This window comes from Amycolatopsis sp. WAC 01375 (genome assembly GCF_003947325.1).
Lineage (GTDB): Bacteria > Actinomycetota > Actinomycetes > Mycobacteriales > Pseudonocardiaceae > Amycolatopsis.
On record NZ_QHHW01000011.1, the window covers coordinates 215,109 to 228,570 of the forward strand.

5 protein-coding genes are annotated in these 13,462 nt (G+C 65.6%); 2 read left to right on the forward strand and 3 right to left on the reverse strand.

Going from position 1 to position 13,462, the window contains the following annotated elements; genetic code table 11:
* Positions 1 to 298 precede the first annotated feature (298 nt).
* Together DL991_RS04340 and DL991_RS04345 are read left to right on the forward strand one after the other, a co-directional pair.
* Positions 299 to 9,766, forward strand: coding sequence for an RHS repeat-associated core domain-containing protein (locus DL991_RS04340; protein ID WP_158634383.1), 9,468 nt, complete (start codon positions 299 to 301; stop codon positions 9,764 to 9,766).
* Positions 9,763 to 10,062, forward strand: a complete 300-nt coding sequence (locus DL991_RS04345) for a hypothetical protein (protein WP_125781140.1) — start codon at positions 9,763 to 9,765, stop codon at positions 10,060 to 10,062. The genes DL991_RS04340 and DL991_RS04345 overlap by 4 nt, the downstream gene beginning before the upstream one ends.
* On the opposite strand, the gene pip is transcribed toward DL991_RS04345, so the two are convergent.
* The 3 genes from pip to panB form a co-directional block, all read right to left on the reverse strand.
* Positions 10,059 to 11,018 carry a prolyl aminopeptidase gene (gene pip / locus DL991_RS04350; protein WP_125781142.1) on the reverse strand — a complete coding sequence of 320 codons (960 nt, stop codon included), beginning with the start codon at positions 11,016 to 11,018 and terminating at the stop codon, positions 10,059 to 10,061. The genes DL991_RS04345 and pip overlap by 4 nt on opposite strands.
* Before the next feature lie 89 nt (positions 11,019 to 11,107).
* On the reverse strand, positions 11,108 to 12,082 hold the full coding sequence (locus tag DL991_RS04355; protein ID WP_125781144.1) for a right-handed parallel beta-helix repeat-containing protein: 975 nt from the start codon (positions 12,080 to 12,082) through the stop codon (positions 11,108 to 11,110).
* Positions 12,083 to 12,488: 406 nt separating this feature from the next.
* Positions 12,489 to 13,364, reverse strand: coding sequence for a 3-methyl-2-oxobutanoate hydroxymethyltransferase (gene panB / locus DL991_RS04360; RefSeq protein WP_125781146.1), 876 nt, complete (start codon positions 13,362 to 13,364; stop codon positions 12,489 to 12,491).
* Positions 13,365 to 13,462 lie beyond the last annotated feature (98 nt).

Sequence of the window (13,462 nt, forward strand, 5' to 3'; positions counted from 1 at the left end):
CCGAAAGCGTGATTCGATCAACGTTCAACGCTGATTTGTGATGAAGCTCATCCGTCGGCGAAGCATTCTGCGATGTCGAACGCAAGTTCGATTCCTGACTGGGCAGTTGGTCGTGTCCAAAAGGTCACGGCCATTCGGCCCAATTTCGGGAAATGGTCTTGCCGAGTTCGTCGTGACCCACCAATATCAACTCGCTGACCTGCTCTGAAGGAGCCGAGGGCTGTCCTGGGTGGGCATTCCATGGGGGGAAGTCATGAAGCGGATCCGTCGTAGACCAGTCCTGCGCGCAAGACTCCGGGTGACGCTCGCGTTGCTGCTCATCGTCGCCTTGGTCGCGACGCTGGGGCCGGCGGCCTCGCAAAGGTTCCCCTCTTCGGGCGAAGCGGGTGCCGCGGCCGCGGCCGACGCGCCCAAGCAGCAGTCGGGGTCGGCCGAGAATGTTCCGGATCGGCCGACCCTCGACAGTGCCGCCGCTCCCGCGGTCAATCGCGCGACGGCCGCGTCGTTGCAGTCGAAGTACCCGCCTCTTACCTTCCCCGAACCCTCGGCGGACAAGCACAGCAGCGCCAAGGCCGTTCCGCCGCCCGCCACCCAGGTGCGCGGATTCGACGCGCAAGCCAGTCGAGAACTGCCGCAACAGCGCACCTCGCACAGCAGCGTCTACGACAACCCCGACGGCACGCAGACCACGATTTATGGCCAGGCCCCGCTGAACTATCCGCTGCCCGAGGGCGGCTACGGCGCCGTCGACGCGCGTGCCGTGCCGGACCAGGCCGGCGGATGGCGCAAGGCTGGCGACGCGCTTCAGGTCCATATGGGGCAGACGGCAGGCTCGATGCGCGTCAGTCCGGGTGCCGGGCAGGAAGCCGCGTTCACGCTGCTGGGCGCGCGGGCTTCGGCCGGACGCGCGGAGGGCAACACCGTCGGCTACCCCGATGTCCTGCCGAACGCCGACCTGCAGGTCGAGTTCTCCGCGGGCGCGGCCAAGGAATGGTTCGTCCTCAAGCGCCCCGACGCCCCTCACTCCTGGGAGTTCGCTCTCGATCTGAAGGGACTCGAAGCGAGAATCGTCGACGGCGCGGTGGTCTTCGTCGACCAGGCGGGCGCGGTGGTCCTACGTGTCCCGGCCGGTTACATGCTCGACTCGAGCCGACAGGAAAGCGGCGAGCCCGCGACCTCCTACGGTGTCACCTACCGGCTCTTGTCCCGTGACGGCCGCCAGATCCTGCGTGTCGAACTGGATTCCGCTTGGTTGCGCGATCCGGCCCGGGTCTATCCCGTCCGGGTCGACCCCACCGTGGTCAAGGAGTCGGTCAGTACCGGCAACATGCTGGTGGAGAACGGTCAGCGCCGCACCAACGTCGACGAGTTGCGCATCGGCCGCAGCGGTGGCAAGACGGCCTCGAGCTATCTCCGTTTCGGTGGTATCGGCGGAGATCTGAAGGACAACCGGATCTTCGGAGCCCAGTTGCAGCTGACCAACTTCTGGTCCGGTTCCTGCGCGCCCCGCCCGATGTTCGTGCACCCGGTCACCGCCGACTGGGGTTCGTCCGGGACGCCGCCGATCGGCGGCGCGCTCGGCAGCGGCGTGTTCTCGCACGGCTACATGGCCCCGCTGGCGACCAGGTCCAACTGTCCGACCGCGCACGAACTCGTCGATCTGGGTGCCGAAGGCCGGAACCTGGTCCAGCAGTGGGCGGGCGGTGCGGCGAACCACGGCCTCGCCCTGCGGGCCCCGGACGATCCGGCCGCGTGGAAGCGGTTCACCGGATTCGGCACGGCGAACCCGCCCCGGCTGTACGTGACGCATTCGCCGTACAACGCCGAGTACCGCGTCGACCGCGCGACCCCCGAACCGCCGGTCACCCGGGTGACGCCGGGCAAGGTCAAGATCACCGTGACCAACCGCGGTGCCCAGCCGTGGACTCGGGCCGATTTCGCGCTGGGTTACCGCGCCTTCGACCGGAGCGGGACGCCGGTCGGTTCTCAGCTGGCCGCCGAACTTCCCGGTGATGTGGCGCGAGGGGCGTCCGTGACGCTCGACGCCGAGATCAAGGGGATCGGCGTCGGTAGCTACCTCCTCGACTTCAGCATGGTCCGCAAACCGGGCGACTACTTCACCGACCACCAGGTCGCACCGGCTCGGATCGGGCTCGACGTCTACGACGTGCCGCCGTTCATCAAGCATCAGTATCCGCCCAACGGCGCGTCCGTCCAGACGCTGACGCCGCAACTGTGGGCCAACGGTATCGACGTCGATCCGCCGCCCGGCAGCACCTTGAAGTACCGGTTCGAGGTGTGCCGGAAGGGCGACGACGACAATCCGGTCGAATGCTTCAGTTCCGCGTACCAGTCGAATCCCACGTGGACGGTGCCGGACAAGAAACTGTTCTGGAACAAGATCTATCTCTGGCGGTCGTTCGCGTTCGACGGTGCCAACGAGAGCGAACCGCTCCCGTTCAGCGCGATCCTCAGCGCGGTCCCGCAGCCGGCGATCACCTCGCATATGGCGATGACGCCGCACAGCGGATCCGACCGTGACTTCGATCCGATGGTGGGCAACTACTACTCCAGCGCGGTCGACGTCCAGCTTCCGACGGCCGGCCCCGAACTGAGTGTGACCCGCACGTACAACTCGCTGGACCCGCGACGCGACCACTGGTTCGGCACGGGCTGGGCGACGAAATTCGACATGAAGGTGGTCCGCGACTACGCGGGGAACACCCTCGTCACCTATCCCGACGGGCAGCAACTGCGCTTCGGTCTCAACCCGGACGGCAGTTATGCCCCTCCTCAAGGCCGATTCGCGGATTTCGCGTCCACACCGGACGGCGGCTGGCGGCTCATCGACAAGTCCGCGACCACCTACCGCTTCGACCCGTCGGGCAAGCTGACCGGTTACACGGACGGCGTCGGACGTGGTGCGATCGTGAAGTGGGACGGGAACAACCTGTCCCGCGTGCAGGACATCGCCAGCGAACGGCAACTGGTCTTCCTGGTACAGGACGGCAAGGTCGCCAGCGTCTTCGCGACCGAGATCAACGGCCAGGTGCGGAACTGGAGGTACTTCTACGAAGGAAACCGGCTGCGGCGGGTCGAAGACCCCCGGGGGAACGCCACCCAGTACGAGTACACGGACCAGTCCAGGTTCCGCACGGTCGTGAACGACGCGTCGCCAGACGCGTACTGGCGGCTCGGTGACCTGACCGGGGACGTCGCGGTCAGTCAGGTGGCGTTCAACCGGGGCAAGGACAACGGGAAGTACAAGAACGTCGTCCTCGGCGCCCCCGGCGCGCTGCCGGGCTCGGGCGACACCGCCGCGACGTTCAACGGCTCGAGTTCGGTACTGCAGCTTCAAGACGGGGCGGTCAAGAAGAGCAGGGACCTCGCTGTCGAACTGTGGTTCAAGACCACCGGATCCGGCGTACTGCTGGGCTACCAGCAGAACGAGATCACCGGCGCACTGCAGAACGCCTATACGCCGGCACTCTACGTCGGTACGGACGGCAAGCTGTACGGCCAGTTCTCCGACGGCACGACCAATCCGATCCGCACCGCCGCCTCGGTCAACGACGGTAAATGGCACCATGTCGTGCTTTCCGGGGCGTTGGCGACACAGTGGCTCTACCTGGACGGTGTCCAGGCCGGGACGAAGCAGGGCGTGATCGACCACGGCAACCAGACCAAGGTGTACGCGGGGGCCGGGTTCATCGCGGGCAACTGGCCGGCGAAGCCAGCCAACGACCACGGGTACTTCAACGGCGCGATCGACGAGATCGCGGTCTACGGCAAGCCCCTCAGCGACACCGTGGTCCGTGAACATTTCCAAGCCGCGCAGCCGTCGGAAGGGCTGAGCAAGATCGTCCTGCCCAGCGGAAAGACGGCCGCGGAGGTCGGGTACGACACGGTCAACGAGCGGGTGAAGACCTACACCGACCGCAACGGCGGGGTGTGGCGGCTCGGTGCCCCGGTGATCACCGGGGAGGAGAACAACCTGATCCGGACCGTGAAGTTCACGGATCCGGGGAACCGCGACCACACCTTCGACTACGACCCCGTCCGTGGTCGCATCCTGCGGATGGTCACGCCGCTGGGACTCGGCGTACGTCCGGAAGACAAGCCCGGTGAGCCGGTCGGTTACGGGATCCGTAGCTACGACTACGACGACGACGGCAACCAGAGCACCATCGTTTCCGAGAACCTCAACGAGGTCGTGCTCGGTTTCGACAAGCGCGGCAACGTGACCAGCAAGCGAACGTGCCTGATGGCGGCGAAGTGCCAGACCGAGTACTTCGGCTACTTCCTCAACCCGAACAATCCGCTGGACCCGAGTAACGACAAGGTCGCGTGGAGCAGGGACGGCAGGTCGACGGACGCCACCGACAACCGGTACCTGACGACCTACTCCTACACCGTCAAGGGAGATCTCCTCACCCAGCGGATGCCCGACGGCGGCACCGTCACGCACACCTACACCGACGGTACCGAGCAATCACTCGACAACCCGCTCCGTCCTGTCCCCGCCGACCTGCTGTCCTTGACGCGTGGCGCACTCGGTGACAACACGGTTTACCGGTACTACGCCACAGGCGACCTCGGCGAGATCCAGGAACAGGCCGGGATGCGCACCCGCTTCGGCTACGACGCGGGCGGGCGCAAGACGTCGGCCACGGTCTACACGCCGGAACACCCCGACGGCATCAAGACCACGTACGAGTACGACGAGCTGTCGCGGGTGATCGCGGAGACCGGGCCGGGGACGACGAACCCCGTCACCGGTGTGAAGCACACCGCCCGGACCACGACGCTCTACGACAAGGACGGGAACGTCGAGCAGGAGGAGGTCTCGGACCTCACCGGCGGTGATCAGACGCGGGTCACGAAACGCGGATACGACGATCACGGCAGGCTCGTCCATGTCGTGAACCCCGAAGGCAAGGAAACCCGGTACGGCTTCGACGTCTTCGGCAACCGGACGTTCGTGATCGACGCGAGCGGTGTGAAGAGGTCGTACGCGTACACGGCGCGGAACGAGGTCGCGGAGATCCGGCTTCACGGCTGGCACGGTGGTGTGGTCGACCCGGCCGACGGCGACGGCAGGCCCGGTGACGGTGAGGGTGATCCCGATCCCGGGAATTCCGAGCCGACAGTGCTCGAGTCCTTCCGGTACGACGAATCGGGCAGGCAGATCCTGCATGTCGACGCGATGGGCAGGACGACACGGAACAACTACTACGCCAACGATCTCATCGCGCAGGTGGTGGCCGAGGGGTACCGCGATCCGGTCACCGGGAACGTCCGCGACGTCCTGCTGGAGCACAACACCTACGACGGTGCCGGAAACCTGACCAAGCAGACCACCGCCGGCAACCGGGCCACGACCTACGAGTACGACGCCGTCAGCAGGCTCATCCTGACGAACGAGGACTCGGGCGGGCTCGAACGGCGTACGCAGTTCACCTACGACCGCGGCGGTAACGTCGTCCGATCGGAGAAATCCGGAAACCCCTCGAATACCGGCACCGGACAGACGAATGTCACCGAAACCACGGATTTCCTCTACGACTCCACGGGGAAGCGGCTCCAACAGACTGTCCACAATGGTCAAGAGAAGCTGATCACCCGGTGGCGGTACGACGAGCGCGGGATGCCGATCGCGGTGACCGATCCTCGGGGTAACGCCGACCAGACGCCCCTGGACGCCTTCACCACGAAGATGGAGTACGACGAGTTGGCCAGGCCCATCCGGGCCACCGGGCCGCGAGTCCGTACCGAATCCGGTGGCGGCGCGGCCACCGACACTCAGGCGACCATGGTCACCGGGTACGACACCTTCGGATCGGTCACGCATACGAAGGATCCGGTCGGCCGGATCACCACGGCGCAGTACGACCGGCTCGGCCAGCTCGTCAAATCGAGCCTGCCGTCGTACACGCCACCCGGGAGCACGACGCCGGTCACTCCGAGCAAGGAGATCCGGTACGACTCGATGGGGCGCGTGATCAAGCAGATCGACGCCCGGACCCACGCCACCGAGTTGCGCTACGACCAGTTGGGAAGGCTGCTGGAGCGGCAGGACCCGCAGGCCGAGGGCACGGCCAGTGGCGTCTGGAAGTACTCGTACACACTGACCGGTCTGCCGCTGTCGGCCACTTCGCCGACCGGTGCGGAGGTCAAGGCGACCTACGACGAGTTGGGTCGCAAGGTCACGTCGACCGCGGTGGAGCGGTTCCCGGACCTGACCTCGTACACCACGAAGTACCGGTACGACGACGCAGGCAACATCGTTCTGGTCGAAAACCCCGCGGGTGAGAAGACCAAGAGCACCTACGACAAGCTGAACCAGCTGATCGCCGTGGTCGACCCGGCGGAGATCACCACCCAGCGCGGGTATGACCGGCAGGGTCGTCTGGTCCGGGCAAGCGACGGTGCGGGCGTCACAAAGCGGCTCAACTACGACCTGGCGGGCCGCATGGTCGCCGAGTTCGACGTTGACGCACAGTGGACGGGCAGCCAGCCCGCACTGCGGGAGCGCAAGTTCACCTATGACCTCGCCGGCAACATGCGCACCGCGGAGGACTGGGAAAGGCGCGTCACCACGTTCGGCTACGACGCGGCGAACCGGCTGTCGGGCCAGATCGAGCCTGTCGCGGACGGGAAGACGATCACGACGTCGTTCGGCTACGACGCGGCAGGAAACCGCACCAGGTTCACCGACGGCCGATCGAACAAGACCGTCTTCACCTACAACAGTTTGAACCTGCCGGAGTCGGTGGTCGAACCGTCCACCGCCGCACACCCCGCGGAGGCCGATCGGACTTGGACGCAGTCCTATGACGCGTCGGGCAACGCGACCAGGCTGACCGCGCCCGGAAACGTGACCCGGGACCGGACGTTCGACGCGCTGAACCGGATGCTCACGGAGACCGGTTCCGGCGCCGAGGCACAGACCGTCGGCAAGGCAAGGACCTACGACGCCGACGGCCGTCTGCGGGTGGCGGGGAACAACGCGTACACCTACAACGACCGCGGTGGTCTGCTGACCGCGACCGGTGCCTCCGGCGCGTCGTCGTTCGAGTACGACACCGCCGGGCGCGTCATCACCCGGAAGGACGCCGCCGGTACCACCAATTACGGCTATCTCAAGGGACGGCTGGACTCCGTCACCGACGGCGCGACCGGCGGCAAACTGACCTACGGCTACAACGAAGCCGGCAAGGTCAAGACGGTCGACTACGGCGCCGGTCGGGTCCGGACCTACGACTACGACAACCTCGCACGGCCGAAGTCGGATGTCCTGAAGGAGGCCAATGGATCGGTCCTCTCTTCGATCGCCTACACCTACGATCCGAATGACCGGGTCAAGACGAAGAGCACCGCGGGGCTGGCAGGCTCCGGTCAGAACAGCTACTCGTACGACTTCCAGGGACGCATGCTCTCCTGGACCGATCCGGCGGGTAAGGCGACCGAGTACGGCTGGGACGACTCGGGCAACCGCGTCAAAGCCGGCGACAAGAACGCGAGCTACGACGAGCGGAACCGTGTCCTCGCCGATGGTGACTACACCTACGCGTACTCGCCGCGCGGTTCACTGAGTTCACGCACGTCGTCCGGCTTGGAGGAGAAGTACTCCTTCGACGCCTTCGATCGGCTGACCAAGTTCGGCACGACCGAGTACACCTACGACGACTTCGACCGGCTCGCGACCCGAGGCGGACAGAAGTTCTCGTACGCGGGCATGGAACGAGACGCTGTCAGCGACGGTGTCTCGCGCTTCGGACGCGGTCCCGACGGTTCCTTGGTGTCGCTCTCGCAGGGAACCGACTCCCGGCTCACGCTTTCCGACCGGCACGGCGATGTCGTCGGCGCGCTGGCGCCCGCATCGGGTGGCGTCGTCGATTCGACGGCGTACGACCCGTACGGCAAGCGGATCGCGTCGACAGGTGTGCAGCGTTCTGTCGGCTTCCAGGGCGACTGGACGGATCCCGACAACGGGAACGTCAACATGGGGGCGCGGTGGTACCAGCCGGGTTCCGGCACCTTCGCCTCTCGCGACAGCATCGATCTTCCGTTCTCGCCGTCGATCAGCGCGAACAGGTACTCGTACGTGCTGGGTTCCCCGCTGAACTACTTCGACCCGGATGGTCACGGTTGGTTCAGTGACCTGTGGGACAAGGCGGGCACCATCGTGCACACCGCGCTGGACGTGGCGGGCATGATCCCCGGTATCGGTGAGATCGCCGACCTCGCGAACGCCGCGATCTACGCGGCCGAGGGTGACTGGGAGAACGCCGCCTGGTCGGCGGCGGGCGCGATTCCGTTCGGTGGCAACGCCGCGACCGCGGCGAAGTGGGCCCGGAAGGCGGGCGACTTCATCGGCAATGGCCGGCGAGCGGGCCGTCATGCTGACGATGCGATCGGTGTCGGTCGTCGCTATGGCGATGATGTCGCCGGTGCGGCTCGGCGAACCGCTGGTGACGCTGCCGCGTCCGCCGCTCGTAAGGCTTCCGCGGTAGCGGCTGCTCGCAAGGCGGCTGCTGCGGCCGCCGCGGCTGCGGCTCGGCGGGCTGCGGCGATCCTGGCGAAGAAGAAGGCTGCAGCTGCGGCTGCGCGGGGTGCTGCGGAGCGGACGGCGAAGCGGAATCCGATTCCGTCGTTGAAGGCGGCGTTGAAGCCGGTGTTCAAGGGTACGGATCTGGTGTCGTCGTCGCCGTTGATGCCTGCTCGGATTGTGCAGTCGTTCAAGGCGAATGTGCAGGATGCCGGCCAGGTGGCGGACTTTTTCAAGAAGCAGGTGGTGGGGGACGGGGCTGTCGTCCAGAACGTCGCGGAGACGGTGTCGGCGGTGTCGGAGGTTGCTCAGTCGGGGGCTTCTCCTGATGATCTTCTGTCTGGCTTGGGTGGTTTGTCTGGGCGGAACAAGGGCCGGGGTAAGCATCACGACGAGTCGTCTGGTGGGGCGGCCGGGAGTTGTGCTACCAGCAACAGTTTTGATCCGAACACGCTGGTGGTGATGGGTGACGGGTCTCGGAAGCCGATCAAGGATGTGAAGGTCGGGGACAAGGTCCTGGCGAAGGATCCGACGACGGGTCGCACTGCGGTTCGGGTGGTGACGGATGCGCGGTCGCATGCGAGTAAGCGGACGTTGGTCGAGGTCGGTGTCGCGAGTGGGGCCGGTCGTGGGTCTGTGGTGGCGACGGATGAGCATCCGTTCTGGGTGGCTTCGGAGAAACGCTGGTCGAACGCTGTCGATCTGAAGCCTGGTCATCGGTTGGAGACCGGGGATCATCGGGACGCCACGGTCACCGGCACCCGGTCCTGGTCCGAGACGCGACGGGTCTACAACCTGACCGTCGACACCGACCACACGTACTACGTCCTCGCAGGCCAGACACCCGTCTTGACGCATAACTGCGGTGAGACCACCACTCTTTACCGGACGTCACCGATCGAAAGAGGTCGCTCTGAGTTGGATGAAGGACTGAACGAGGCTCACTTCCCGCGGTCCAGCGACGGCGAATTCGACGGTGCCGCGCACTTCGGCAACGAGCTGACAGCAACCTTGTGGGCCAGGGGTTCGTCGAGCACTCATGGTGTGGGGTTCAAGGTCGAAGTGCCAAATGCTTGGCTGCGAAAGAACATCGACGATGGTCTGGTTGAAGAAATGGGCGACTTTATGCCAGGGCAGGTAGAATACGTCGTATATAAGGAGCTCTTCGGGGAGCTGAACAAGTTTCCAAGGTCGCCATGGAGTGGTAGAAGATGATCGAAGGATTTCCGCGATTGGAAAAATGGGAAATTGTCACTGTCGAGGTGGTCAAGCAAATGCCGTACGGTCTACGTGTTCGGGTTCCGTCAGGTGAGATCGGCGTTATCGATCGGGTCAAGATCAGTGACGAGCCTGTCGAGGTGGCTGACTGGCCTATGCCGGGTCAAAAGTTGACCGCCGTTTCGGCAGGGTATACCTCTTCGGGCAGTCAATTACGGCTTAGTGCGTGTCATTCAGACTTGGCGCTGGCTAAAGCGCGCCAGGATGGCCGGGGTGAGCAGGCATCGTCTTAGATTGACAGGAAAGAGTCCGTGGCTTCCCGAAGCGCGGCCAACATCCCCGGATCCGTCACCGCGTGCCCGGCCGCCTCCACCAGCTCCAGCTTCGAGTCGGGCCAAGCCCGGTGCAGCTCGTACGCGGTCGCAGGCGGGCACACCGCGTCGTACCGCCCCTGCACGATCACGCCGGGAATCCCGGAGAGCTTCCCGGCCTCCCGGATCAGCTGCCCTTCCTCAAGCCACGCGCCATGGCAGAAGTAGTGCAGCGCCAGCCGAGCGAACGTGACCGCGAACTCCGGCGACGCGTACTGGTGGTGAAAGGCCGGATCCGGGCGCAGGCAGACGATCGCGCCTTCCCAAATACTCCAGGCGAGGGCGGCGCGCTCCCGAATCGCCTGATCGGGGTGATAGACGAGTTCGCGGTACGCCGACAGCGGGTCGTCGCGGCGATCTTCAGGGATCGGGGCGAGGAAAGCTTCCCACTCGCGGGGGAAGAGGTTCGCGGCGCCGCCGTTGTAGATCCAGTCGAGCTCGCTGCCGCGGACGGTGAAGACGCCGCGCAGGATGATCTCGCTGACGCGGCTCGGGTGCGTTTCGGCGTAGGCAAGGGCGAGGGTCGCGCCCCACGAGCCGCCGAAGAGCTGCCACTGGTCGAGATTCAGCCGTTCGCGCAGCTTTTCCATGTCCGAGACGAGGTGCCAGAGGGTGTTGACCGACAGGTCGACGTCCGGCTTGCCGATATGCGGAGTGCTTCGGCCGGCACCGCGCTGGTCGAACAGGATGATCCGGTAGGCATCGGGGTCGAAATGCCGCCGGGCCATGGAGGAGATGCCGCTACCAGGGCCTCCGTGCAGGACGACCACGGGTTTGCCGTCCGGGTTCCCGGCTTCCTGGCAGTAGATCCGGTGCCCGTCGCCGACGTCGAGCATGCCCTCGGCGCGCACGTGGATCGGCGGGTACAGGTCATCCATAAGGACACTCTGCCCGAATCGGCGAGTGTCCGAAGGGTGGGGGCCCGCCCCCGCCGCCGGGCTGAGCGGGCCCCCGGTCTTCGGTCGCGTCAGCAGCCCGCCGTGGCGGCCACGTTCGCGAATCCCTTCCCGGCACCGATCACCTTGTTGCTCGCGCAGACCTTGTTCCCCGTCGCGGCCTTCACGAGATAGAAGCCGTACGCGTAGGGGGACCGCACGTCCGCGGTGTTGCCGGAGAAGGTGTTGCCGCGGCCCCAGCCGTCCAGCTGGACATGGACCTCGAAGCCGCCGTAGGTCGCGTCGTGCACGAAGACCTTGCTGCCCCGGTTGTCCGCGACCACGTAGTTGTTGCCCTTCATGTCCACCCAGCTGTCGGCGAAGTGCTCGCCGCTCTGCCCGGTCCCGTCGAAGACGTTGCCGCGCAGTTCGCCGCCGGTGGTGCCTTCCTTGATGTCGATCGACTCGGCCCGCACGTTCGGGCCGATCTTGTTGTTCAGCGCTTTGTTGCGGTCGCTCCGGTCGGGCGTCCCGCCCGGCCAGTTGCCCTTCGCGGAACCGAAGTAGATGCCTTCGCCATAGCCCGCGTACTCGCGGCCGGTGTCGGTCACCTCGGAGTTCTTCACGACGTTGTCGGTGCTCGTGTACTGGAAATGGATGCCTTCGTGGCCGACGCCGGTGACCCTGATGCCGTCGACGACGGTGTTCTTGACACCCGTCGCCATCAGGCCCTTCTGTCCACCGGTAAGGGTGAAGCCGGTCAGGTTCCAGTAGCTGCCGGTGAGTTCGAGCGTGCGTCCCGCCGAGGCCTTGATGACCGCGCTTCGCGGCCCCTTCAGCGTGATGCGGCTGCTGGAAGTCCCGCTCTTCGCCGCCTTGAAGTTGCCCGCGAAGGTCGTGTCGGCCGCGAGTTCGATGACGGTGCCCGGAGTGACCGAAGCAAGCGCCGCCGTCAGCTGCTCCGAAGTCCCTACGCGGACCGTCGCGGCCTGTGCGGGGTACGCCGCCAGCGTCGACAGCAAGGCGGCACCGGTCGCGATGGCCAGAACCCGCTCACGAACACGCATCCGTGGTCCTCCTCGTCGAGGGATCGAAGCTCGGTCGTGGCGGCGACGGGCTAGACGTTAAGCCTCTTTACGAATGCTAGTCAAGGACATGATTGAAGTTCATATACGTGAACGACTAAAGGAGGGTTGTCGTGCACGGCCCACCCGAAGAGAGAGCAAGGGACCTTTGCTACCGCGCCCCTCGGCGGGCGGGGGTGTGTGGATATAGGGACGTTGAGTGTCCCTATATCCACACACCCTGTACGCCGCGTAGCGGTGCTGACTGACTGTGTGGATTTTGGTGTGTTGGATCCCCCGAAATCCACACAGTCGCCGCCGAGGAGAGCAAGGGACCTTTGCTATCGCCCGTCCTCAACGGGAGTGATAGCAAAGGTCCCTTGCTCTCTTTTCGCAGGTCAGAGGCGGCTCAGTCGTGGAACGAGTGCTCCGGAGCGGGGAACTCGCCTCGCCGGACGTCCTCCGCGAACGCTGACGCGGCCCCGGCCAGCACGCCGGCGAGGTCCGCATACTTCTTCACGAAGCGAGGGGTCTTCCCGCGTCGAAGCCCGGCCATGTCCTGCCAGACGAGCACCTGTGCGTCGCAGTCCGGCCCCGCGCCGATGCCGACGGTCGGGATCTTCAGTTCGTGCGTGATCCGCTTCGCCGCTTCGGCGGGCACCATCTCCATGACGACCGCGAAGGCGCCGGCCTCCTCCAGAGCCAGCGCGTCGGCGAGCAGCGCTTCGGCCGCTTCGCCGCGTCCCTGGACCCGGTAGCCGCCCAGATTGTGTTCACTCTGCGGTGTGAATCCGATATGTCCCATCACGGGGACACCGGCCGACGTCAGTGCCTCGACGTGCGGAGCGAATTTCCGCCCGCCTTCGAGTTTCACCGCGTGCGCGCGGCCTTCCTTCATGAACCGCACCGACGTCTCCAGCGCCTGCTGCGGCGAAAGCTGGTACGAGCCGAACGGCAGATCGGCGACGACCAGCGCCCGCTTCACCGACCGGGTCACCGCGCGGACCAGCGGAAGCAGTTCCTCCACGGTCACCGGAAGCGAAGTGTCGTAACCGAAGACATTGTTCGCCGCGGAATCCCCGACCAGCAGCACGGGAATGCCCACTTCGTCGAACAGCGCGGCGGTGTACATGTCGTAGGCGGTGAGCATCGGCCAGGTTTCGCCGCGCTCCTTCATGTCGCGAAGGTGATGTACGCGGACTTTCTTCCCAGATGTGGGCTGGGGCGCCGCGCCGGTCCCGTACGGAGCGACGAGCTCGCCGGAATCCTTTTCGGTGGCAGACATCCTTGTCGACCGTCCTTCCCTCGAGGCCTCGAAGAGGTCCCCGGGTCGTGGAGCTGAACAGGCCAAGCGTGACATGCGGATATGGCCGTCCCAAGGCC

Excerpts from the sequence above, each read along its gene's own strand:
- DL991_RS04345 (WP_125781140.1), top strand. The coding sequence starts at position 9,763 with ATGATCGAAGGATTTCCGCGATTGGAAAAATGGGAAATTGTCACTGTC.
- pip (WP_125781142.1), bottom strand. The coding sequence starts at position 11,018 with ATGGATGACCTGTACCCGCCGATCCACGTGCGCGCCGAGGGCATGCTC.
- DL991_RS04355 (WP_125781144.1), bottom strand. The coding sequence starts at position 12,082 with ATGCGTGTTCGTGAGCGGGTTCTGGCCATCGCGACCGGTGCCGCCTTG.
- panB (WP_125781146.1), bottom strand. The coding sequence starts at position 13,364 with ATGTCTGCCACCGAAAAGGATTCCGGCGAGCTCGTCGCTCCGTACGGG.